The sequence below is a fragment of the Microcystis sp. M169S2 genome (assembly GCF_020245865.1).
GTDB lineage: Bacteria > Cyanobacteriota > Cyanobacteriia > Cyanobacteriales > Microcystaceae > Microcystis > Microcystis ichthyoblabe_A.
In genome coordinates, this window is sequence record NZ_JADBUB010000033.1 from 24,328 (window position 1) to 47,788 (window position 23,461).

The 23,461-nt window shown below is 41.9% G+C and carries 18 protein-coding genes and 1 tRNA gene; 9 read left to right on the top strand and 10 right to left on the bottom strand.

The annotated features are described in order from the left end of the window. Positions 1-147 precede the first annotated feature (147 nt). From IM485_RS03265 to IM485_RS03275, 3 genes are all read left to right on the top strand, one after another. Entirely contained in the window at positions 148-1,161 is a 1,014-nt protein-coding gene (locus IM485_RS03265) for a serine/threonine protein kinase (RefSeq protein WP_104396494.1), read from the top strand. 512 nt (positions 1,162-1,673) lie between these two features. Then, a complete protein-coding gene (locus tag IM485_RS03270; protein ID WP_069474702.1) occupies positions 1,674-3,278 on the top strand; it encodes a serine/threonine protein kinase in 1,605 nt (534 codons plus the stop codon). 342 nt (positions 3,279-3,620) lie between these two features. Further along, entirely contained in the window at positions 3,621-4,901 is a 1,281-nt protein-coding gene (locus tag IM485_RS03275; RefSeq protein WP_104396491.1) for an HhoA/HhoB/HtrA family serine endopeptidase, read from the top strand. Positions 4,902-5,173: 272 nt separating this feature from the next. On the opposite strand, the gene IM485_RS03280 is transcribed toward IM485_RS03275, so the two are convergent. Beyond that, positions 5,174-6,853 (bottom strand): WD40 domain-containing protein, encoded by a 1,680-nt coding sequence (locus IM485_RS03280; RefSeq protein ID WP_104396490.1) that lies wholly within the window; start codon positions 6,851-6,853, stop codon positions 5,174-5,176. A 627-nt stretch (positions 6,854-7,480) separates the two neighbouring features. Here IM485_RS03280 and IM485_RS03285 point away from each other — a divergent pair. Next, complete coding sequence (locus IM485_RS03285; RefSeq protein ID WP_287741244.1) at positions 7,481-8,953, top strand: GUN4 domain-containing protein; 1,473 nt, start codon at positions 7,481-7,483, stop codon at positions 8,951-8,953. A gap of 230 nt (positions 8,954-9,183) precedes the next feature. Here the strand turns inward: IM485_RS03285 and grrM are convergent, their stop codons facing one another. The 4 genes from grrM to IM485_RS03305 form a co-directional block, all read right to left on the bottom strand. After that, positions 9,184-10,344, bottom strand: coding sequence for a cyclophane-forming radical SAM/SPASM peptide maturase GrrM/OscB (gene grrM, locus IM485_RS03290; RefSeq protein WP_287741246.1), 1,161 nt, complete (start codon positions 10,342-10,344; stop codon positions 9,184-9,186). Positions 10,345-10,523: 179 nt separating this feature from the next. Then, positions 10,524-11,645: a murein transglycosylase A gene (gene mltA / locus IM485_RS03295; RefSeq protein WP_287741249.1), complete on the bottom strand. Its 1,122-nt coding sequence runs from the start codon at positions 11,643-11,645 to the stop codon at positions 10,524-10,526. Between the two features lie 292 nt (positions 11,646-11,937). Next, entirely contained in the window at positions 11,938-13,269 is a 1,332-nt protein-coding gene (locus tag IM485_RS03300) for a hemolysin family protein (protein ID WP_287661306.1), read from the bottom strand. 32 nt (positions 13,270-13,301) lie between these two features. After that, a complete protein-coding gene (locus IM485_RS03305) occupies positions 13,302-13,595 on the bottom strand; it encodes a hypothetical protein (RefSeq protein ID WP_079209647.1) in 294 nt (97 codons plus the stop codon). A gap of 64 nt (positions 13,596-13,659) precedes the next feature. On the opposite strand from IM485_RS03305, the gene IM485_RS03310 reads away from it, so the two are divergent. After that, positions 13,660-13,732, top strand: a tRNA-Ile gene (locus tag IM485_RS03310). A gap of 505 nt (positions 13,733-14,237) precedes the next feature. Here IM485_RS03310 and sixA read toward each other — a convergent pair. Next, on the bottom strand, positions 14,238-14,732 hold the full coding sequence (gene sixA / locus IM485_RS03315; RefSeq protein WP_104396482.1) for a phosphohistidine phosphatase SixA: 495 nt from the start codon (positions 14,730-14,732) through the stop codon (positions 14,238-14,240). A gap of 52 nt (positions 14,733-14,784) precedes the next feature. Then, entirely contained in the window at positions 14,785-16,008 is a 1,224-nt protein-coding gene (locus IM485_RS03320) for a DHH family phosphoesterase (RefSeq protein ID WP_104396481.1), read from the bottom strand. A gap of 375 nt (positions 16,009-16,383) precedes the next feature. On the opposite strand from IM485_RS03320, the gene IM485_RS03325 reads away from it, so the two are divergent. Together IM485_RS03325 and IM485_RS03330 are read left to right on the top strand one after the other, a co-directional pair. Beyond that, a complete protein-coding gene (locus IM485_RS03325) occupies positions 16,384-17,100 on the top strand; it encodes a Uma2 family endonuclease (protein ID WP_287741256.1) in 717 nt (238 codons plus the stop codon). Between the two features lie 287 nt (positions 17,101-17,387). After that, on the top strand, positions 17,388-18,527 hold the full coding sequence (locus IM485_RS03330; protein ID WP_104396479.1) for a citrate synthase: 1,140 nt from the start codon (positions 17,388-17,390) through the stop codon (positions 18,525-18,527). A gap of 73 nt (positions 18,528-18,600) precedes the next feature. On the opposite strand, the gene IM485_RS03335 is transcribed toward IM485_RS03330, so the two are convergent. After that, positions 18,601-18,753 carry a hypothetical protein gene (locus IM485_RS03335; protein WP_287741344.1) on the bottom strand — a complete coding sequence of 51 codons (153 nt, stop codon included), beginning with the start codon at positions 18,751-18,753 and terminating at the stop codon, positions 18,601-18,603. A gap of 184 nt (positions 18,754-18,937) precedes the next feature. On the opposite strand from IM485_RS03335, the gene IM485_RS03340 reads away from it, so the two are divergent. Both IM485_RS03340 and IM485_RS03345 read left to right on the top strand, forming a co-directional pair. Then, on the top strand, positions 18,938-20,680 hold the full coding sequence (locus IM485_RS03340) for an ABC transporter substrate-binding protein (protein ID WP_104396478.1): 1,743 nt from the start codon (positions 18,938-18,940) through the stop codon (positions 20,678-20,680). Then, entirely contained in the window at positions 20,680-21,948 is a 1,269-nt protein-coding gene (locus IM485_RS03345) for a glycosyltransferase (RefSeq protein ID WP_287741261.1), read from the top strand. The genes IM485_RS03340 and IM485_RS03345 overlap by 1 nt, the downstream gene beginning before the upstream one ends. 117 nt (positions 21,949-22,065) lie before the next feature. Here IM485_RS03345 and IM485_RS03350 read toward each other — a convergent pair whose 3' ends face one another. Next, complete coding sequence (locus IM485_RS03350) at positions 22,066-22,620, bottom strand: YqeG family HAD IIIA-type phosphatase (protein WP_104396476.1); 555 nt, start codon at positions 22,618-22,620, stop codon at positions 22,066-22,068. A gap of 116 nt (positions 22,621-22,736) precedes the next feature. Further along, positions 22,737-23,360: a class I SAM-dependent methyltransferase gene (locus IM485_RS03355; RefSeq protein ID WP_104396475.1), complete on the bottom strand. Its 624-nt coding sequence runs from the start codon at positions 23,358-23,360 to the stop codon at positions 22,737-22,739. Positions 23,361-23,461 lie beyond the last annotated feature (101 nt).

The window sequence follows — 23,461 nt, forward strand, 5'->3', positions numbered from 1 at the left end:
ACCTAAGATTAGGTCAAATTTATCTAATTGGGTCGCCAGTCGCCGGTCGCCGGTCGTTAACACCACATTAGGTTATACTTCTAGAAAAATGACATCGCTATTAAAATAAGTTTAATTAATGTTTGTGAGCAGAGGAGCTAGGAGTTAATGGTTTGGGATCTGGGCAAGAAAATTAAAGATGGCCAGTACAGGATTCAGGAAGTATTGGGTGAAGGAAGATTTGGCATTACCTATCGAGCCAGCGATCGCAATGGTGATTCAGTGGTGATCAAAACGCCCAGGGATGTGGGTTTTAAATTGTGGGAGTCTAAGCGTTTACAGAAACTTTTTTGGCAGGAGGCGAGTAAATTAAAAGGTTGTGATCATCCTCATATCGTGCGAGTTAAAGAGTTATTTTCAGAGGGTAAAGCTAACTGCATGGTTATGGAATATATTGATGGGACGACCTTAGATCGGCGATCAACAAAAATTTTACCAGAAAAAGAAGCCTTACGCTACATTGAGCAGATTGGACAGGCTTTAATGGTGGTACATAGTCGCCGTTTTCTGCATCGAGATATTCGACCAGGTAACATTATGATTCGGACTGGTAAACCAGAAGCGGTCTTAATTGATTTTGGTTTAGCCTTAGATTTTGATGAAGAATTAACCAAAATTCGTACCCAGGAATTAGCCTCAGGTTTTGCGCCTATTGAGTGTTATTTTCTTAATAATAAACGCGGAGCTTTTACCGATATTTATAGTTTAGGAGCCGTGTTATACGAGCTTTTAACGGGTAAAATTCCAGTGAATGCGATGACTAGAAAAGATGCGATGACTCGAAAAATTGATCATCCGCCTTTAATTGAGCCGAAAACCTACAATTCAAAAATCAGCCCTAATATCAACAAAGCAATTCTTTGGGCATTGGAATTAGACGCAGATAAACGTCCTCAGTCAGTGCAAGCATGGTTTAAGGATTTAGGTTTGTCTATTCCCAAACCAGAACAATTTAAAATATCTCAACCCATTGTTATTAATTGGACAGCAGTGACAGCAACAACAGGTTTACTAGCTCTTTCCTTGACTTTTTTAACATCTATTGGGGTGACAGATAAAATTAAGCAAATTTTATTTCCTCAACCAACTCCGACAGTTTCTCCCCCATTTTCTCCTAAGTAGGTAGGCGTTAAAAATTATCAAATGCCCCCCTTATCAAGGGGGGATCAAGGGGGGATCAAACCCCCCTTATCAAGGGGGGATCAAGGGGGGATCAAACCCCCCTTATCAAGGGGGGATCAAGGGTGGATCAAACCCCCCTTATCAAGGGGGGATTAAGGGGGGATCAAACCCCCCTTATCAAGGGGGGATTAAGGGGGGATCAAGGGGGGATCAAGGGGGGATCAAGGGGGGATCAAACCCCCCTTATCAAGGGGGGATTAAGGGGGGATCAAGGGCGATTGCAGTTCGATAAACTCACTAACCACAATGGGATGCAAGACGTGCCATTGGTGTAAACTTAAGCACCACCAAACTCCCGTAAGGGTGAAGCATTTGGGCAATAACCTATCGCTGAAACCGTAATTTTTTTATCCGAATGCTTCGCCCCTACAAACTCAAATACCAAAACATAAGCCAATTTTGAGACAAAAGCAGATTTTTTGGTATGATAAAAATAACTGTCGCAAAATTCTATGGTTTGGCAAGCGGGACAACTCCTCCACAATGGCAAGTACGAGATCCTTGAGGTCTTGGGACGGGGAGGTTTTGGCCTGACCTATAAAGCACGTCATCGCCAACTCACCCTGGAAGTGGTGATCAAAACTCCTGATATTTTGCAAAAAAGAGATACGGAATACGAGGATTATGTTAGACAATTTGAGGCGGAAGGGCGCAAGTTAGCCAAATTTTCCCAGACTCCCCATGCCCATATCGTCCGTATTTCCGATTTTTTTACTGAAGGTCAAGTTCCCTGTTTGGTGATGGATTTTATTCAGGGTCAAACTTTGATGGAAAGGGTGAAAACTCAAGGAAAATTATCGGAAGCGGAATGTTTAAAATATATTCGGCAAATTGGCAGCGCATTAGAGGCAGTTCATCAAGCAGGAATGGTACACCGAGACGCTCACCCTGACAATATTATGATTCAACCCAATGGGAATGCTATCTTGATTGATTTTGGCATTGCTAAAGAGATTATTCCGGCCAGTAGTAGTTCCACAAATTCAGGAGCTAATTTGTATTTTGCCCCCTATGAACAGATTGTAGAACACTTTCAAAGTCAAGATAGAGCTTTAGAAAACATTACAAGTAATCGTAAACCTAGTGTCGATGTTTATACGCTTGCGGCTACTTTTTATTATGCGGTAACTGGTCAAAAACCGACTCCTTCAATGGAACGCCGTTTAGATAATCGTCCTTTAACATCACCGAAAGAAATTAATCCTAATTTAAGTGATCATCTTAACAAAGCCATTACTCTGGGGATGGCTTTGGAAAAAGAAAACCGCCCTCAGTCTATGTCCGATTGGTTACAACAATTGGAATTACCACCGCCTCCTGTAGAAGAAAAATATCGTCGAGAAATAGTTAATCCCCCACAGCCAAGTAACGAACCAAAAGTAGCTGAAACAACAGCCCCTGTTAACCCAAAACCTTCTGAAAATTCTCTTCAGTATCCTTTCGATTCCCGCTTGCCTAGCCTCCGCATAACTGTTAACCCAAAACCTTCTGAAAATTCTCTTCAGAAAAAACTCCAAGCTCTTCCCTGGGATTGGTTAATCGGTGTGTTTCTTGTTTATGGTGCAATTGGTTACATTTTAGCTGCCAATTCAGCACCCTGGCAAGTTTGGGCTGCGGCTGTGGCTGGGAATGGGTTATGGGTTGTGGTTGTGGCTTGGGTTGCGGTGGTTTTTGTTGTGGCTGCTGTGGCTGGGTTTTGGGCTGCGGCTGGGGTTGTGGCTGGGGTTGTGGCTGGGCTTTTGGTTGTGGGTGCGATTTTCTTAAAGACGGACTCTCTTTCCCAGGCATTACTTTCTGCTTTGTTGGGTCTTTTCTGCATGGCTTTTCCTGGATTAATAGGCGGTATTACTTTCAGCCTTACGTCAGGAAATTTTATTGAAGGAATAGTAACTGGAATAGGGAGCATGGTAATAGTATTTACTCAGGTTTATATTGCAAGGGAGTTAGACCAGAAAAACTTTAGATCCTTCGCTATTTTTCTGATTCTTGCGGTTACAAATCTAAGCGGTTTAGCAAGCGGTTGGTTATTGGCTTTTCTCCTGCATTCCAAAGGCTAACAAAACATAAAACTATCCTCACAATTCCGTTTTTTCTATTGTTATCTTCCCTAGATTAGGTTAATTAATGCAACCCAAAAACTAAATTGCGCCATAGTAGTGAGTCTATTCTGCTGAGGAGCATCTCACTTGTGCAATGCGTATTAATGCTTATAGCTGTCAAAAACTATAAAACAATGAGCTTGTAATCAAAAGTTCATGTCTGCGTCACAGTAAGTTCATATCCCCCGCCTAAATTAGAGATAGTCAGTCCCAAGCCGTTTTCCGAAACACTCCTCTCACACCCACGATTATTAGGACTGACTTTTATTCCCTTCTCAAAATGGTTAAACAATAAAAACTATGACTCACAATATTTTTAACGATAATATCTCCCCGCTCAACGAAGGTAATCCCAAACGCTCCAAATCTTCTGCAATGAAAAAACTTTTTGCCTATTCCTCCTTACTGGTTTTGGGTGCCGGGTTAGGCATCGGTGCCACCTATGCCTACAGCCAAAATCCTCTAGAATTAGCCCAAAATATTGCCACCGCTACCAATAATCCTCGCCCCTCCACAGCAGCCGCAGCCGCTCCCTCAACCCTAGTTATTCCCACCAATTTTGTCGCTTCTGTGGTGCAAGAAGTGGGGCCGGCGGTGGTGAGAATTAATGCTTCTAGGGAAGTCAATAGAGGCGGTGATTTTTCGGAATTTGCTAACGATCCTGTTTTCCGTCGCTTCTTCGGTTCCCAAATACCGGAGCGAGGAGAGAGACAAGTTCAAAGAGGCACGGGTTCAGGATTTATTATCAGTAATGACGGTAAAATTATCACCAATGCTCACGTTGTCGAGGGAGCAGATAAGGTGACTGTCACCCTCAAAGATGGTCGCACTATTGATGGTAAAGTCTTAGGTAGTGATCCTTTAACTGATGTGGCAGTGGTACAGGTGGAAACGAGCAATTTACCCACGGTTAAATTAGGTAATTCTGATAGTTTACAGGTGGGAGAATGGGCGATCGCTATCGGTAATCCTTTGGGATTAGATAACACTGTCACCACGGGAATTATTAGCGCCAAGGAACGCAATGGCTCCCAAATTGGTGCTAGTGATAAACGGGTGGATTTCCTGCAAACCGATGCGGCAATTAACCCCGGAAATTCCGGCGGACCTTTGTTAAATGCTCGGGGAGAAGTTATCGGAGTTAACACTGCTATCATTCAAAATGCCCAGGGTTTAGGTTTTGCTATTCCGATTAAAACTGCCCAAAGAATCGCTGAACAATTAATCGCCACGGGTAAGGTGGAACATCCCTATCTCGGTGTTCAAATGGTACAGTTAACCCCAGAGGTAAAAGAACAATTAGCCGATAGTCCCATGGCTGATAATTGGACTATCCCCGATGATTCTGGTGTCTTGTTAGTGCGGGTGATGAGAGATTCTCCCGCCGCAGCAGCGGGATTGCGATCGGGTGATGTGTTAAAGTCTGTAGGTGGTAAGAATGTCACCGATCCCAATGCGGTTCAGGAAATTGTTGATAACACTCAAATCGGCGATAATTTACCCGTAGAAATTAGCCGAGAAGGACAAAAAATTAATCTGAATATTCAAGTGGGTAGCTTGAATACTGCTAACAGATCCTAGTCTGGAAGATAAGTGGTAGAATACCTAAACTTTATAGAGAGCTTGTTACTAAGCTCTCTATATTTCTGGTTTTACTTTTGGCTCTTGAATCGAATAATTATAGCAGTTATCTTAAGGGTGAGGTAAGTAGGTAGGCGTTAAAAATTATCAGATACCCCCCTTATCAAGGGAGATCCCCCCGCCTATCGGCACCCCCCTTATCAAGGGGGGATTAAGGGGGGATTAAGGGAGAATCGAAAGATAGTTAAATACTTGAACCTAGGCTCACACTTTTACTGTTGCGAGATAGAAAATAAAAACCGCTCGTAAGCTCGATTAATTTTTTGCATAATTTTAATCGCCATGGCGGAGGAATTGTGATCGGGGTGATACTGACGAGCAAGCTGATAATATCTTTGTTTAACTTCTGGAAAACTGGCATTCTTAGAAATTTCTAAAACCTCCCACCAATCCTCGGAATCGGAGGGCAATATTTCTAATTCTCCTAACATTTCTGACCATATTTTTACCTTATGTCCATAACTACCTGTAATTAAAAATTGACCGTCAGGACTAAATTTTAAGGGAGCAGTTCCCCGTAAAGTTTTAATTAATTCTCCTGTTTGTCCTTGCCAAATTTTAATTTCTGTTCGGGAAGCACTAGCAATTAAATGGCGATGAGGATTAATAGCAATACTAATAATTGCCTGCTCGTGTGCCTGCCAACTTTTAATAATTTCTCCTGTCTTTATATCCCAGATTTTAATCGTTTTATCACTACCGCCACTAATTAGATATTGACCATCATTACTAAAAGCTAAACTGTTAACGGCTGCCCTGTCACCGATAAAAGTTTGATAAGCATAACTATGATCAAATCGCCATAATTTAATAGTTTTATCATCACTACCACTAGCAATAATTTGGCTATCGGGACTAATAGCACAGGTATTAACTGCCTCCTCATGACCGATTAAAGTTCGCTTTAATTCTCCTGTATGATAACCCCAGATTCGCAGAGTTTTGTCATTACTAGCACTAACAATAAATCTTTCATTGGCAGCAAAAGCTAATTGTAAAATTACACCATCGTGGCTATGGGGAGCATTGACACGAGCGAAAAAACTACTTTTATACTGCTTAGTGTCTAATTGCCACTGACTAATTCTGCCATCCAATCCACCAGCAATAATCGATTTACCGTTAGGACTTATCGCCAGAGTTTGGATCGGTTCATTAACTCCCACAAAGGAATAAATTAATTTACCCGTTTCTCGCTGCCAAAGTTTTATGGTTTGATCTTCTCCCGCACTAGCGATAATTTTACCATCAGAGCTAACATCGATCGCCCCAATATTTTCCTGATGACCTTTAAGAGTTTGGAAACACTGCCAAGATAAACGCTCTGGAATAGTAATTTCTGTAGAATCTAACTGTTGATTTTCCTGAATAGATACTTCTTCCAACAGTTGCTGTAGTTCTGCCTCTAGATTTTTATATTTTCGCGTAACTTCTTGCCAAAATAAAGCTTCTTCGTACTCTCTAGTAATGCGATCAAAAAATTCTAGATTCCTATAAAAATTATCGTTGGAGTAGGTGGGAGATAACATTTTCATCACTCCGTAGATTCCTAACCCGACTAGGCCACCAGCGATCGCCATAGAACCGACACCAACACCGAAAGCTGTACCTTTAACCGCGACTCCCACACCCCCAAAGGTAGAGTAGATACCGATTCCGCCAAGGCTTCCTGTCCCCAAAGCTAACCCGACATTGTGATCGTTTGTTTCTAGTCCTTGCAGACTGGCATAAATTGCCGAACTTGTCAGGATGCCAATCCCCGTCATTCCCACTAAACCGACGCTTATACCGCCAAATCCGCCGACTAAGCCAATATTTCCCAGACAAGCAGATAAATTGGCTCCTGTGACTCCACCGACGGCGGGAATAACAAAATCGAGCTTTTTAGCCATATTTTTGCGAAATAATCAAGTTAGTCATCGGGTTTCTCCTATAGAGTTTAGCCTAGTTTGGTATCGACGACTGACTCCCCAAAATTACTCTGGGGAGGGAAAAGTCAGAGGCAATCAGGAAAAATGATAAGTATTTTCTATGTAAATACCTTCAATACTTAAAAATATTTAAATTTACAATCGGTAATATTTATTTTTACTTAAGAATTTATTGAGAATAATTTTTATTTATTTACGAGGTTGCAATACTTCCAGCGATTCTGGTACAATTTTCCATTATGCTATGATGGCTCTTGTTGTAATTTTTAAGGTTTTTATGGTCTAGGTTGTCTTAAAACCCTTGCTAAATCTAGATTTTTCCCTTGAGCAAAACCAAACACTTTCGCCAATTATCCCTTTTTTCCCCAACAACGTTGATCTAATTTTTGTGTAGTTTTGTTGCAAAGTCAAAATTTTTTTGACAAAATGGCTAAATTGTGGTATGGACAAAGTATAACGGGTTGTGAATTGACCATACCTGTCACCTTATTTTCAGCGAATTATCAGAAAATTTGCCCACTAGAGTCGCCCTAGCTTGCTTTCTTTTTCTATAATAAGTGTTAATCTTCCCACACTTGTCAAACGGCTATGAGTCTCTGTCTCAATCCCGATTGTTCGCACCAAAACACCCCCACGGATAAATTCTGTCATAAGTGCGGTTCTCAATTACTGCTCAGAGAACGTTATCGAGCGCTAAAATTAATCGGTCAAGGGGGTTTTGGCAAGACATTTCAAGCCATAGATGAAGATAAACCCTCAAAACCCTATTGTGTAATTAAACAATTTTTCCCGTCAGCGCAGGGAACAGGAACTTTACAGAAAGCAGCAGAATTATTTAAAGAAGAAGCGATTCGTTTAGATAGTTTGGGAAGATACCCACAAATCCCCGAACTTTACGCCTATTTTACCGGTAATGACGGGCGACAATATCTCGTACAGGAATATATCGAAGGACAAAATCTCGAACAAGAATTAAAACAGGAAGGAGTATTTAACGAAGCCAAAATTAAACATCTTTTGTCAGAGATTTTACCGATTCTAGAATTTATTCATAGTAAACAAGTAATTCATCGCGACATTAAACCCGAAAATATTATTCGCAGAAAAAGCGATAATAAATTAATTTTAGTGGACTTTGGAGCGGCAAAATTTGTCAGTCCTTTAAATCGTTCCATTACAGGAACAATTATCGGTTCTGCCGAATATATTGCCCCAGAACAGGGAAATGGCAAGGCAGTTAATGCCAGTGATTTGTATAGTTTGGGTGTAACTTGCCTTTATTTATTAACAGGAATATCTCCCTTTGATTTATTCGATGGGGGGGAACACCAATGGGTATGGCGACAGTGGTTAGTTAATAATCCTGTTAGTAATGAGTTAGGGAATATTCTGGATAAATTAATCGAGTTCGGCACAAAAAAACGCTATCAATCCGCCTCGGAAGTGTTGTCAGCTTTGCCGATAAAAACATCAGTATCTATACCCCAGACAACTATTCCACAAACTCCCCCATCTATTCAGCTTAAAAGTGCCAAAGGAATCGATTATCGGAACTTAGAGGATTTACTGAAACGGCAGCAATGGAAAGAAGCGGACAAGGAAACCGCAAGAGTGATGCTACAGGTAGCCAATCGAACAAAAGAGAGATGGCTGAGAGAGGAGGATATCGATAATTTTCCCTGCGAAGATTTGCGAACCATTGACCAATTATGGTTGAAATATAGTAACGGAAAATTTGGCTTTTCTGTGCAGGCGAAAATCTACCGCGAACTCGGTGGGACGCGGCAGTATAATAGAAGAGTTTGGGACGCTTTCGGAGATAGGGTAGGCTGGCGAGTGAATAATAGCTGGATACAAATGCTGGCGAATCTGGAGAATAATAGCTGGATGAATCAGATTAATCTGGAGAATAATAGCTGGATATGCTACAAAGATGTTACTTTTGACCTAAAAGCACCCCTAGGACACCTCCCTGTGATGAATGGATTGGATTCCGTCTGGCGTAGGTGGGGTGTTTTCGTCTCTTCTCTCGCGTCGAGACTTGTAAAATGTAAAATCTAAAGTCCAGTCGGGTGCGTTAGGGAAGCATAACCCAGGGAGCATCTCATTTATGCAAGTGAGTAATTATACTTATCCCTAGAACTTTTTTCTAGCAAGGCTTTCAAAATAGCTTGACATAAAAACCTGATTTAGGGGCTACAAAGGTGAGATGCTCCCGGAGTTAGGAGTCAGGAGATAGGAGATTATTTTATTTATTCTCCCCACACCCCACACCCTAACACCCGACTCCCCTAAACTTCTAATAAATTTTCTAGGCGATCGAGAACTATATCGGTGATACACTTAATCCGGTATAAACAGGCTTTAGTATCTGTGGAGTTAAAAGTGCCATTTTCCCAATATTTGTTACTACCAGCACCACCCCCACAAACCCCAAAATAATCGCATTTTTGCCGACATAAATCAACTCCACCGCGCATATCAGCGTAAATTTTTTGAAATTTCTCAGTTTCACAGATAGATTCTAGGGAATCGGTCAAAACATTACCAAAAATAAAATCGCCGTAGGGTTGGGTTTTAATCGATAGTAATTCCGGATCAAAGGTAGAAAAATTACCTTGATTATCAAAATTGACAATCATAAAAGGTCGATTCATATCGGTATTTTCTAAGCGTTCATCGGCATAAATCAAACTACAGATCGATTCAAATTCCCGCAGCTTAAATTCTCCTTGTTTAGCCGTGACTAACTGCCAAAATCTGGCGATAAATTGGCGATAACGTTGTTCAATACCTAATTTATCTAAAGAAGATTGCGAATGAATCCCCTCGGTTTCTTCCATATTAAAAGCCACATCAGTAAGACCATAATCCCAAAAAAAGTTAAAAATTTCGTCGGGATAGTCGAGAGAATCTTCTGTTAAAACTGCGATGATACTCACATCAATTTCATGTTTTTGCAAGAAAGAAATCCCCCGCATGGTAGCAGCATGACTGCCAGTTCCCTTGCGGGTTTGCCGGTGGATATCATGAATGAAAGCCGGTCCATCAAGACTGACTCCCACATAAACATCATGCTTTTTAAATAATTCACACCAAGCATCGTTAATATAAGTGGCGTTAGTTTGTACTGAATGACGAAAACAGTAACCCTGCTGATTATATTTCTCGCTAACTTCCGCAATTTTAGCAAAGGCACTTTCATAAAAACTAATGGGAACTGCCAAGGGTTCGCCCGCGTGCCAGCAAATGGTAAAATTATCTTGGAGAAAACGACTACTAAAAACCCTCTGAAAAATCGGCTCGATTAAATCTAAGGATAGGGTATTTTTTAAATGGCGATCAGGTAAATAACAGTAATCACAATTAAGATTACAAAAAGAAGTCGGCTGCACGACTACTAAAGTAATTGGACCACAATCCGACCAATCTATATTTACAGTTTTTTTCATGATTCTATTGTTTAAATTCTCACTTAAGTATGATAACTGATTCTGGGAAGTCTATCTTAATTTTACCTATAGTAGAGCATTTTTCAGTCTGCTGAGGTACAAAAGTTATGGATTTTAGGCAAAAGGCAAGAGGGAAGAAAAATAGGTGTACCTCACTAGCTTAGGAAACGCTATATTTCCTATTCCCTCAATAATAAATAATATAATTGACCGGGAGTATTAATTAAACCGGCTCGCTCGCCAGCATTTTTTCCTGTTCCCATAAAAATATCTACCCTCCCAGTACCTTTAATTGCGCTGCCAGTATCTTGATCAAGAACATAGCGACTAACTAATTTTTTATTAAGATTTCCCTCGGGAATTTCTGTCTCAATTACCGCTAAAGCACCGGGGGGAAAAATACTTTTATCTGTAGCGATCGATCTTTCTGGTAAAACTGGAACTCCAATACTACCAGTGGGAGGCGCACCGTGGGTTTCTCGAAAGAAAATAAACCGATTATTGCGGGGAATATAATTCTTTAATTGCTCGGGATTATTTCTGAGAAAATCCAAAACCATTGGTAAGGTTAAACCCTCAGCAGGAAAAATACCATCGGCAATCATTTCTTTTCCCAGACTTGTGTAGGGATGCTCGGTATTGCCATCAAAACCGATGCTCATAATTTGACCATTGGGTAAACGTAATTTTGCCGAACCTTGCACATGAACTAAATAAGCTTCTAGGCGATCTTTTAACCAGACTAATTCGTATCCCGCTAGACGGCTATTTTCCCCCAGTAAACCATCTTTTCCCTCTAATTCTACCCTAGCTGGATGGGGTTTAGACCAGCGAGAAAAGTTAGCAGGTCGGCGATAGAGAGGATATTTATACTCGGCGTTTTTTTGCCGACTTGCTTGATAAATTGGCTCAAAATAACCAGTAAATTTAACATTTCCCTGGCTATCATTACCTAAAGAACGATACCAAATAAATTCTTTTTTAACTGCCTTTTGTAGAGCTGCGGGAGTGGGAGAATTCTGCACTAATTGACGAAACCTTACTAAGGAACGCTGCACTCGCTGACGAGTTATTTCTGGAATAGGATAATTTTGATAGGCACGGATCGCCGCCGAGCTATTCAGATAACGTAAACTATGATCGATCGCTTGTAGTAGGGTTTTTTTGTCCGTTAGCAGTCGTTCATCGTATCCCGTAGATGTTCCCAATTGTGAGATTTCAAGGCGTTCTAGGGGCAAATTTGCGGGGGTGAGGGCAATTAATCCCAAGCTGAGGGGGAGGATTGTCAAAAGGTGTTTCATGGTGACAGGAGTGGGCAGCTATTGACTCGATTATACTAAATCCGTTGAGTATAGGCTGCTTATGAGGACAGGCAAAAGGCAAAAGGCAAAAGGTAAAAGGTAAAAGGTAAAAGGTAAAAGGTAAAAGGTAAAAGGCAATAGGCAAAAGGCAAAAGGCAATAGGCAAAAGGCAATAGGCAATAGGCAATAGGCAATAGGCAAAAGAGGCAATAAATAATCAGTTTTTAATAACTGGATTTAGTATTAACAATCAGGAAGGATAAATGAGAAAAGTTGTTTCTTGTTTATATACTTAGGATGGTTGTTGTCGATAAATCTTAATTTGTTCCAAGCGAGGGCCTACCTTAGAAATAATGGTAAATTCTAAATTTTGGTAATATAATTGTTCTCCCACCCTCGGTATTTTTTGCCAATGATGGAGGATAAAACCGGCTAGGGTTTGGTATTCATCGGCCAAGGGTAAGCTTAAATTTAATGCTTTGTTCACGTCCTCTAAATTCATTTGTGCTTGTACGAGAAAAGTTGATTCATCGAGGAGTTGATATTCCACTGTTCCCGATTCATCACTAGGGGAAAAAGTTCCTAGAATCTCGCCAATTAAATCTTTTAGGGTTAATAAACCGGCTGTTCTGCCAAATTCATCCACAATGATAACCATCTTTGAGGATGATTCCCGCATCACTGCTAGTAATTCATTTAAAGGAGTGGTTTCGGGGAAAAAACGCACAGGTTTTAACCAAGGTTTAATCGGTGTTGTTAAATTTAACTGACCTTCGGCAAGGGGTAAAGCTAAATCTTTAAAATCGATCAGACCACGGATATCATCACCAGAATCTCCTGTCACAGGATAACAAGAATAGCCACTGTTAACTACTTGGAGCAATAATTCCTCAAAAGTTGCAGTCGAGGAAATAGCTATTAAACGGTTATGGGGAACCATAATTTCTGCCGCAGTGATTTCGCTAAACTGGAAAACATTGTTTAAAATTTTCCTTTCCGCTGCTTCTAATCCCGTTAATTCCCCTTCCATGCTGATAATTAATTGTAATTCCTCGGAAGTTACCCGACTAGAACGCTGTAGATCCACTTCGGGAATACGGGTTAAAACCAATAAAAAACGAGTTGATTGGTTGAGAATACCGATAAAAGGCTTAAAAATCCTGGAAATAACGCCAATAGGTGCTGCTAATAATCGCGCCATCGGTTCGGCATAAATTAAAGCTAGGGATTTGGGATAAAGTTCCCCAAAAACTATCTGGAGATAGGCAACAATTAAAAAAGCTAGACAAAGAGAGAAGCCATGGGAGAGAAGATTTTGCCAGTTTAAAGAAAAGGGTAAAAAACTTAGTAATTTCTTCACAAAAACGGTCATGGTACTCTCCCCAATCCAACCTAAAGCTAAACTAGAAAGGGTGATACCTAATTGGGTAGTGGAAAGTAAGCGATCGAGACTTCTTTGTAGAGATTGGACCGTCTGCGCTGGCACATCTCCCGCAGCCACTAGCTGACTGATGCGGGTACGACGGACCGACACAAGCGAAAATTCCGCCGCTACGAAAAAAGCATTGAGGACGATTAGTAAAAAGACTAAAATTAAACGAGTCAATAAATCCTGATTATCCATAGCGAAAAGGCAAAATTCGCCTTTTTTAAAGCCTATCCTTTGGTTTCGTCCTTTGATTGCGGTTTGTTTTTCTGTTGTTGCATATAAACTCTCACTCTTTTCAGCACCTCTTCTTCCTTCACGGGGATAAAAGTCTGATTGCGTCCATAACTGGTGCGATCGTTGGTAAACTTTTTAGCGGGGTTGATATCCGGCTGACTGACTCCCTTCAGGGAGGCGATTCCCAATTGATAGGCTACCCAACCGCTACCGAAACCGGCGGCTAACATGGCTACCATCAAAAGGAGTCCTAACTGCAAGGAGGTACTGATTGCAAATTTTTTCATCTTAGTGGGGCTGAATTTTCACGTTCAGAGTAATTACCGATCTATAATGAGTTAATAGTATAACCCAGGGTTGGCCGAGCGGTTGAGGCAACGAACTCATAATTCGTGCTAGGCAGGTTCAACTCCTGCACCCTGGATAGTTTTGATCGCTTTAGGCGACTGGCTTCCACTGCACTAGAGTAGGCGGCGGTGACGGATTACCTAACCATCCTCGGCTGCTTTGAGAACAAAAGTACGATCATTAATTTTATCCTTTTCATTTTTCAGGAAAGCTAAAAAAACACAAGAATCGCAGTAGTGTAGCTTTTTTGATCAACGAATTAATTACTTCCTCCCAAAATTCCGATCATTTCCTCAATGCTAGGTAAATCTTTTTTCTCAGGAAAAAGATCAATTGACTCAACTTTAATCCCGATTTTTTCCCCATCTTCTCTAGAGGTAACTATCCCCGATACAGAGACTCTTTTTTCTAGATAGGGTTTGCTGAATAATGGTAAAACCCTTTTAAAATAAGGATTTTGACCTGTTAAAAGCCTTATTTTATACTAAATCCAGTTATTAAAAACTGATTATTTACTTTCCGTTTTGCCTGAGTGCCTCTCCTCATAACTAGCCTCTACTCAACGGATTTAGTATTAATTCCTAGAGGAGTAATTTTGGCGCTGTCAACCAGAATAACTGACACTTGCCTAGGGGATTTTGTTGATTGGGAACCTCTAGACCAATTATTCCCGCTTTTTTGACCGATAATTTTCCTTGAAACTTGCCCCAAACTAGCATTTCCGTCCAATAGCCTAAATCTGGTTCGTGGCCCACCAGTGCGATCGCATTTTCCTCTCGCTGATAGTCGGACTTTTGCCACCACTGCACCCAATCTTGAAGATTGCCGTTGGGTGATAGGGGATTAAATTGCTCAATTTTACGGCTCAAACCAGCTTTTTGCAAAATTTCGGCGGTTTGCACGGCACGCACCAGGGGAGAAGTCAAAATCAGGTCAAATTTCACCCCCAACTGTCCTAATCTTTGGGCAACTTTAGCAGTTTTTGTCTTACCTTCCTCGGTTAAAGGACGTTCCCTATCGTTGAGATAATCCCCCGATTGTCCTGCTAATCCATGACGCACAAAATAAAGTTTCATATCAGTTTAGGGTCGGTCTTTGTGATGATAATAAATAGCTGAGATTTAATACCTAGGTGCGAATTACCTTTTCATCGGGGTTAACTAGATGGGAAAGTTTCTGTTTAATTTGGGTGTCATACAGTTCCCACTTGAGTTTTGCGTATTCGGCATTATTATTAAAACCACCGAGGAAACCGATAGGAATTTCAAAACCTCCAGCCATGTAACGACCACCACCAAAAAAGCGACCTTGGTTATCCTGTCCGAAAGCTTCCTTGAGAAATTCATCGGGATCTAGGGTAATTTTACTGGTACGCATAGAACCGATGACTAACTCGATATCCTCATCTTCATCGTGAACGATACCATAAACTAAAGCCGTGTGAACATTTTCTTCTGTCACCAAAAAATCGGCAGCTTGGGGAATCGCATCTCGGTCATCATAACGCAAATAACCGACCCCGGCGATCGAATAATTATTTTTAATAATACGGTTTTTCAGGGCCCGTTCAATCACATCCATCACCCGTCGGGATCTGGCCGATTGCAGGACAGCGTTTAATAATTGAGCATCGTAGAAACGACTGAGATAACCAGCAGCGATAAATTCACACTCTTGCGCTTGCATTAAATTATTCGTATCCGATCGCAATCCGTGCATCAAAGCTGTGGCACACTTAACATGGACGGTATCGCTAGTATTAAAACTTATTAACCCTTTTTGGATATATTGGGTTAATATCGTCGCTGTTGCCCGGATTTGGGGACGAATATCGACAAATTCCGCCTCTAGATCCCCTTGGCGAGTATGATGATCAATCACGGCAATAATGGGAATTTTTGCCTGTTTAACCAGAGTGGTTAACTGACTATTGGTTCCCTGACCATCGACGAAAACACAACCCTGATAAACCGAAAGATCTCTATCCTTGAGGGTATGGACTCCCCAACGTTTAGCCGGTAAACCCGTTAGTTTTACCAAAGCGACATTTTCCTGATGGGAGAGAGTACCCGCATAGACTATATCACAGTGAATATCGTACTGTTCGGCGATAATTTGATAGGCCCAGGCACTAGAAAGAGCATCGGGATCCGGGAAATCCTGCATCACCACAATTTGATTTTCGCCACGATGATTTTCCAAAGTACGTCGCAGGCGATCGATCAGGGAAATAAGTAGGGTATCATTACTAACCGTGACTGGAGGAAGGGGACATACTGCCGGCGCTTCCCCTACCACTACATCAGTTTCGAGGGACTTGGCAGGAACTAGACTCAGTAATTCAGCCATCATTTTTAGAAAAGTTCGCTTAAAGGTAGATTCAGTCAGGATTTTTTGAGTTAATTAATTCTAGACGATATTCTCGCTCGATCGGTTTATCTCAATTATTAAGCTTTTCTCGCCCCTAGCTCCTTACTCTGGGGCTATAACTCTAGTCTATCAAAAGACCTCTCCCGTTTGTTCTGGGAGAGGAGTTAGGGCAATTAACCATCGCTGCCATTACTTGTGAAAAATGATATAACTGAACTTCCCCACTTCCCCACTTCCCACTCTCCCATACTTTTTAAACAGGATTTAGGATCATCACCGTCCCTAAATATTTGCTCCGATTTTTTGTAGTAAAGTTATACTATTAAGGAAGCAAAGACGAAATTCTAGGGTTAAGCAATGGTTAGACAACTCGACGACAGCCCGAAAACCACAATCGTCTATCCCGATAGCGATGGTAAACCGATGGCCGACAATACAAGACAATTTCGCTGGATTACGACGATTAAAGCGAATTTAGACTGGTTATTTGCCAATAATGCCGATGTTTTTGTCGCCGGTGATTTACTCTGGTATCCCGTGGAGGGAGATAATAAGACTCGACAAGCACCCGATGTCATGGTAGCTTTTGGCAGACCAAAAGGGGAAAGGGGTTCCTATCAACAGTGGAAAGAGAACAATATCCCCCCGCAAGTGGTTTTTGAAATTCTCTCTCCGGGTAATACCCAAACGGAAATGACCAGAAAACTACTGTTTTATGACCGTTATGGTGTGGAAGAATACTACATTTATAATCCCGATAAAAATGATTTGGGCGGCTGTATTCGTCGGGAAAATCGGCTCGAAAGTCTGGAAAATCTCGATAATTGGGTCAGTCCTCGCTTGGGCATTCGTTTTGAATTGGCCCAACCAGAGTTACTCTTGTATTATCCCGATGGTCAACCTTTCACCAGTTACAACCAAGAACGACAACGGGCCGAAACGGAACGACAACGGGCCGAAACGGAACGACAACGGGCCGAAACGGAACGACAACGGGCCGAAACGGAACGACAACGGGCCGAAAGGTTAGCGGCAAAACTGCGGGAGTTAAATATTAATCCCGAAGAAACTTAAAAAAATTATCGATTGATGGAGTCGATCGAGATAGTCTCGCTACAATAAAAGTAAATAAATATCAAGTCCTCTAGCTAGAGTCGCAACAGTAAGCCCAGAAAAAATGCGATCGGGCAGGGTTGACTAAATCGACGAAGCAATCGCTAAATAGGGGTAATTTCCGCCCAATTCTCCCCAATCCTGAACGGGAGAGGCAGAACCGAAAATTTTCTATAAAATTTCGGTAAGGGTGGAAAGATCAAGTAAGTTAGCGTTAGGGCTTAATCTTCGCCACGGAAAGTAGAACTATGACAGTTTGTGAATATCGGCCAGGTTTAGAAGGAATTCCCGCCGCCCAATCGAGTATCAGCTTTGTGGATGGGCAAAAGGGAATCTTAGAGTATCGGGGCATTCGGATTGAGGAACTCGCCGAAAAAAGTACCTTCCTCGAAACCGCCTATCTCCTTATCTGGGGTGCTCTGCCCACGGGGGCGGAACTGGAAGAATTTGCCGATGAAATCCGTTATCATCGACGCATCAAGTACCGTATCGAAGACATGATGAAATGCTTCCCCGAAAAAGGTCATCCCATGGATGCGCTACAAACTTCGGCGGCGGCTTTGGGTTTATACTATGCCAGGCGGGCCTTGGATAATCCCGAATATATCCGTCAGGCAGTAGTCCGGCTATTAGCGAAAATACCCACCATGGTGGCGGCGTTTCAATTGATTCGCAAAGGTAATCACCCCATTCAGCCCAACGATAGTCTTGATTATGCGGCCAATTTCCTCTATATGTTGACGGAAAGACGACCGACGGATTTAGCGGCGAAAGTTTTCGATGTCTGTTTGACCCTCCACGCCGAACATACCATGAATGCCTCGACTTTTTCGGCCATGGTGACGGCTTCCACTTTAACCGACCCCTACGGTGTCATCGCTTCAGCAGTGGGAACTCTCGCCGGTCCCCTCCACGGTGGGGCAAACGAGGAAGTATTGTTAATGTTAGAGGAAATCGGTTCGGTGGCTAATGTTCGTCCCTATGTGGAAAAATGTATCGCCAATAAACAAAAAGTTATGGGTTTTGGACACCGGGTATATAAAGTTAAGGATCCCCGGGCGACGATTTTACAAAATCTTGCCGAACAATTATTCGCGGAATTAGGTTCCGATGAATACTACGATATCGCCCTAGAATTAGAACAGGCAGTGGTGGATATCTACGGCGAAAAAGGTATCTATCCCAATGTGGATTTCTATTCGGGATTGGTTTATCGGAAATTAGGCATTCCCAATGATTTATTTACCCCGATTTTTGCCATCTCCCGGGTGGCTGGTTGGTTGGCCCACTGGAAAGAACAATTAAATGCTAACCGCATTTTCCGTCCTACCCAAATCTACACCGGACAACACGAAGTCCCCTATACACCGATCGAACAACGTTCTTAGATTTTATCTCCCATTCTCAATGGAAACACGGTTTCTCGCCTTTGTCAATCTCACCTAGGCGAGATTTTTTGTCTCATTTCCTGTTATATTGATGGGGCAAGGAAACAGTCCAGCGGCTTTCAGCTTGGTCAGTTTCGGTGTATATAGGGTCTGCTGAAAAAGTTTTTCGGTGGGGGCAGGGTGTGGGGTGTGGGGTGTGGGGTTTTACCGGTTTTGAGGTGGCCAATTACCTAATTTTTAGGGAAAAAGTCCAGGGATTTCCCCCTGATCACTCCCATACCTGGTACTTTTTGATTGACAAAAAGTCTAAAAGTCTTACCCAACAAGGTTTTTAGATTTATTCAGCAAACCCTATATAGCAAGACAAGGTCTTTACTTCTAAATAGTCGGACAGAAAAATATTAAAGATTATGGTGAAATTTTGGCGCAGATTAACGGTATTTTTAATTTCTTGTTTATTGCTGATTTCCCTAACTGCTTGTGGTAATCCAGTTAGACGCAATCAAGTGGTCATATCGGTATTAAGTGACCCAAAAACCTTTAATGCTGTTTTATCGGCCGAATCTCCGAATATTTTTGGTTTAACCTACGAAGGACTATTAACAGAAAATCCCATTACTGGCAAAAAAGAACCAGTCTTAGCAGAATCTTGGACAATTTCCGATGATAATTTGAACATTATTTTTACTATGAGAGAGGGTTTAAAATGGTCAGATGGTCAACCCTTAACCGTTGATGATGTGGTTTTTACCTATAAAGACTTATATCTAAATCCTGATATTCCTAACAACTACCGCGATAGTTTAAGAATAGGATTAAAAAAAGAATTTCCAGTTATCACTAAACTAGATAATCGCCGAATCGAATTTAAACTCCCCGAACCTTTTGCTCCTTTTTTAGATGCTGTCAGTTCACCGATTTTACCTAAACACGCTTTAGAAAAAACTATTCAGAAAAAAAGCCCCGATGGTAGGTTAGAATTTCTCTCCACTTGGGGGTTAGATACTCCTCCCGATAAAATTGTTTTTAATGGTGCTTATAAACTAAAAGAATATATCACGGGACAAAGGATTATTTTTGAGAATAACCCTTACTATTGGAAAAAAGATGACCGTGGACAACAATTACCCCATATAACTTCAGTAATTTGGGCAATTGTTGAATCTCAGGATACAACTTTACTACAATTTCGTTCGGGAAGTTTAGATTCTATTGGGGTAACTCCCGAATTTTTCTCCCTCTTAAAAACTGAAGAAGAAAGAGGAAATTTCACTATTTTTAACGGCGGACCTGCCTACGGAACCCAATTTATCGGTTTTAATCTCAACCAAGGCAAACGCGACGGAAAACCCCTAGTAGATCCAATTAAATCCAGGTGGTTTAATAACTTAAATTTCCGTCAAGCTATTGCCTACGGCATTAATCGTCAAAGAATGATTGATGATATCTATCGAGGGTTAGGAGAAGCACAAAATTCTTTTCTTTCTATCCAATCGCCTTTTTATGATAAAAACCTGAAAGGTTACAATTACAATCCCGAAAAAGCCAAAGAATTATTATTAGAGGCGGGATTTAAGTATAATAGTGATAATCTGCTAGTCGATGCTGATAATAATCCCGTTAGATTTAACCTGATTACTAACGCGGGTAACAAAATCCGGGAAGCTATTGGGGCGCAAATTAAAAATGATTTAGCCGCAATAGGAATTCAAGTGGATTTTCAAGCGATCGCTTTTAGTAATTTAGTTGATAAACTGAGTAATAGTCTAGATTGGGAGTCCCATATTTTAGGTTTTACCGGTGATAACGAACCCCACGCCCCTAATATTTGGTATGTAGATGGAAATCTCCACGCTTTTAACCAACAACCTCAACCCGGCAGCCCTCCGATTCAAGGCTGGCAAGCGGCGGATTGGGAGAAAAAAATCGCCGATTTATACGTCAAAGGTTCCCAAGAATTAGACTTTGAGAAGCGCAAAGTTATCTATAATGAAATTCAACAACTTCAACAGGAATACGTCCCGTTTATTTATCTTGTCAATCCCCTCGCTTTGGGGGCTGTGCGTAACTGCTTTGAAGGAATACAATTCTCCGCCTTGGGTGGTGCATTCTGGAATCTAGAAGAATTAAAGAAAACCTGTGGAGGTGTTTAATGACTCATTTTGGTTTACTCTGTCCTACAACTTCTGGACATATTTATTCTCTCCTACCTTTAGGAAAAGAGTTACAAAAACGCGGTCATAAAGTTACCTGTTTTTTAACTCTTGATGGTGAAGAAATGGTGCAAGCAGCCGGGTTAGATTTTCAGGCAATTGCACCCAACAAATATCCGAAAGGCACATCAGCCAAAAGTTTAGCCGAAATTGGTCAATTACGGGGAACAGCCGCCGTCCGACGCACGGTAGAATTAGTAACTGATTCTACAGCGACCCTCTTTGAAACTATCCCTCAAGAGATGCGTCGCTTGGGAATTGATGCCCTAATTGTCGATCAAGTCTCCGCCTCAGGGGGTACAATCGCAGAAAAATTGGCTATTCCCTTTATCAGTTTTTGTTCGGCATTGGTTTTAAATCGTGATCCGCTTATTCCGCCCTTTATGACCACTTGGGACTATAATCCCTCATTTATCGGGGTTATTCGCAATAAAATTGGCTATAAACTCCTTGACTCTTTGACTCGTCCCCTGAATGAGTTAATCAACCAGCAGCGTCAAGAATGGGGGTTAATTCCCTATCAAAACATCAATCAACGCTATTCCCCCCTTGCCCAAATTAGCCAACAACCTGCCGAATTTGAGTTTCCTCGGCAAAATTTACCCGCTCACTTCCACTTTACCGGCCCCTTTCACGATTCCTCCACCAGAAAACCGATTCCTTTTCCCTACGAAAAATTAACCGGACAACCCTTGATTTATGCTTCCCTTGGTACAATTCAAACTCGCCTACAATCGACTTTTAATGCGATCGCCGAAGCCTGTGCCGATTTGCCGGTACAATTAGTTTTATCCTTGGGCAACACCGACTCTAACATTCAAATAACCACCAAAAACGCCCTAGTTGTTCCCTACGCTCCCCAATTAGAGCTTTTAACCAGAGCCTCTCTTACTATCACCCCCGCAGGCTTAAATACTACCCTAGAATCCCTTGCCCAAGCTGTACCGATGGTGGCCATTCCCATCGCTAACGACCAACCGGGGGTATCTGCTCGGATAAAATGGTCGGGGACAGGGGAAGTGATTCCGATTTCCCGTCTAGAAGTTCCCCGTTTACGAAAGGCGATTGAAAAGGTCTTATCCTTCCCCAGTTACCGAGAAAATGCCCTGAGAATGCAAAAAGCGCTACAGAAGACTGGCGGAGTGAAAATGGCCGCCGATATCGTCGAAAAAGCCATTTCTACCAGCCAACCCGTCCTCTCGGTCTAATACTAAATCCATTACTCAACGGATTTAGTATAACTCAAGTAAAACTTATCACTTGGGCGGCAAATTATTGACACTCAATAGGATAATTCTTTGAGGGACTTTTTCAGCAAACCCTATTTACTTTTGTGAGGATTGGTCAGGTTTTATTAAGTAATGCTGCGGATGGAGGGAAACGCCGAGAATTTGTGATACCCACACCTCAAAATCGTGGATTGGATAAGCTTGCCCCCCCGTCAAAGGGTTTACCATGGGTTTCACCAGAATGGTAAACATTCCCAGACGATTTCCCGCTAAAACATCGGTAAACAAGCGATCGCCAACCATAGCAATTTGTTGGGGGGGAAGTTCCATGGCTGTCATCGCTTGTCGGAGTTTGCGTCGAGAGGGTTTCACCGCACCGAGAAGGTAGGGAAGTTGTAAATTCTCAGCGATCGCACCAATGCGATTTTCACTGAGATTATTGCTGACCAACCAAATCGGTAGATAAAGACGCAAGGAATCGACCCAACGCTCTAAATCCTCAGAAACCGTCGTTTCCTGGAGGGGAACAAGGGTATCGTCCACATCGAGAATCAATCCCTTAATCTCATGCTGACTCAAAATCTCCAGAGTGAGACCGAGAATCGTATCCCCTAAAATTAAATCAGGTTGTAGAATTTTTGCTCTAGTCATTAACTTCTCAAAAATAACTGGCAGCGAGTCGATCGAACTCAGCTTGATTAAAAAACCGTTGCCTTATTCAGTATAAATGACCGACAGCCCCTGAAAATAATGCCGGATCCATCCCTTCACTTGGCCGCTTGAATCACCTGTAAACTACCACCAGCGTATAATTTTTGTTGACAATCACGAAAACCGATCGCCTGTAAAGATTGGATCAGGTCGCTATCGATAAACTGCCAAGCGGTATCGGTTTCAAATAATTGCAAAAATAGGGCTAAAGAAGGCCAAAAAAGCGGGTTAGTGGGTCGATGAAAATCCACGAGAGCAAAAATTCCCCCCGGTCTGAGAACTCGATACACTTCTTTAAGGATTTCCTGTAACTGCTCTGGTTCCATTTCGTGGAGAGCGGCGCTAGTATGAACAAGGGCGAATTCTCCGGCATTAAAGGGCATTTTTTCGGCTAATCCCTCCACATAATGCGCTTGCGGTACCGCTAAACTAGCTCGCTCCAGGGCCCGGGGAGAGACATCTAAACCCGTACAGCGATCGGATAGGGGGACTAAATAACGGGTGGTTTGACCCGCACCACAACAGAGATCGAGGATAGGGTCATTTTTAGCGATTTTTAAGCCTTCTAAGGCTAATTGCCGAAAACGGGACTCGCCACCCACTGCTAGGGCAGCCAGACGGGAGATACCATCGTAAAGCCATTGATATTGATAACTGAGGGGACGTAAAATTGTAGCCAAGATCAACCTCCAAGATTTGATTAAGTTCTCTGTAGCCTGTAATTTGTTTTAACGGTTCCACCGATATATTGTTAAACTTGGTAAAGAATCTGAAAATTTAA

Coding starts and splice junctions, on each gene's coding strand:
- IM485_RS03275 (WP_104396491.1), top strand. CDS start 3,621: ATGACTCACAATATTTTTAACGATAATATCTCCCCGCTCAACGAAGGT.
- IM485_RS03325 (WP_287741256.1), top strand. CDS start 16,384: ATGGTTAGACAACTCGACGACAGCCCGAAAACCACAATCGTCTATCCC.
- mltA (WP_287741249.1), bottom strand. CDS start 11,645: ATGAAACACCTTTTGACAATCCTCCCCCTCAGCTTGGGATTAATTGCC.
- IM485_RS03285 (WP_287741244.1), top strand. CDS start 7,481: ATGAGTCTCTGTCTCAATCCCGATTGTTCGCACCAAAACACCCCCACG.
- sixA (WP_104396482.1), bottom strand. CDS start 14,732: ATGAAACTTTATTTTGTGCGTCATGGATTAGCAGGACAATCGGGGGAT.
- IM485_RS03265 (WP_104396494.1), top strand. CDS start 148: ATGGTTTGGGATCTGGGCAAGAAAATTAAAGATGGCCAGTACAGGATT.
- IM485_RS03270 (WP_069474702.1), top strand. CDS start 1,674: ATGGTTTGGCAAGCGGGACAACTCCTCCACAATGGCAAGTACGAGATC.
- IM485_RS03320 (WP_104396481.1), bottom strand. CDS start 16,008: ATGATGGCTGAATTACTGAGTCTAGTTCCTGCCAAGTCCCTCGAAACT.
- IM485_RS03330 (WP_104396479.1), top strand. CDS start 17,388: ATGACAGTTTGTGAATATCGGCCAGGTTTAGAAGGAATTCCCGCCGCC.
- IM485_RS03300 (WP_287661306.1), bottom strand. CDS start 13,269: ATGGATAATCAGGATTTATTGACTCGTTTAATTTTAGTCTTTTTACTA.
- grrM (WP_287741246.1), bottom strand. CDS start 10,344: ATGAAAAAAACTGTAAATATAGATTGGTCGGATTGTGGTCCAATTACT.
- IM485_RS03340 (WP_104396478.1), top strand. CDS start 18,938: ATGGTGAAATTTTGGCGCAGATTAACGGTATTTTTAATTTCTTGTTTA.
- IM485_RS03280 (WP_104396490.1), bottom strand. CDS start 6,853: ATGGCTAAAAAGCTCGATTTTGTTATTCCCGCCGTCGGTGGAGTCACA.
- IM485_RS03345 (WP_287741261.1), top strand. CDS start 20,680: ATGACTCATTTTGGTTTACTCTGTCCTACAACTTCTGGACATATTTAT.
- IM485_RS03350 (WP_104396476.1), bottom strand. CDS start 22,620: ATGACTAGAGCAAAAATTCTACAACCTGATTTAATTTTAGGGGATACG.
- IM485_RS03305 (WP_079209647.1), bottom strand. CDS start 13,595: ATGAAAAAATTTGCAATCAGTACCTCCTTGCAGTTAGGACTCCTTTTG.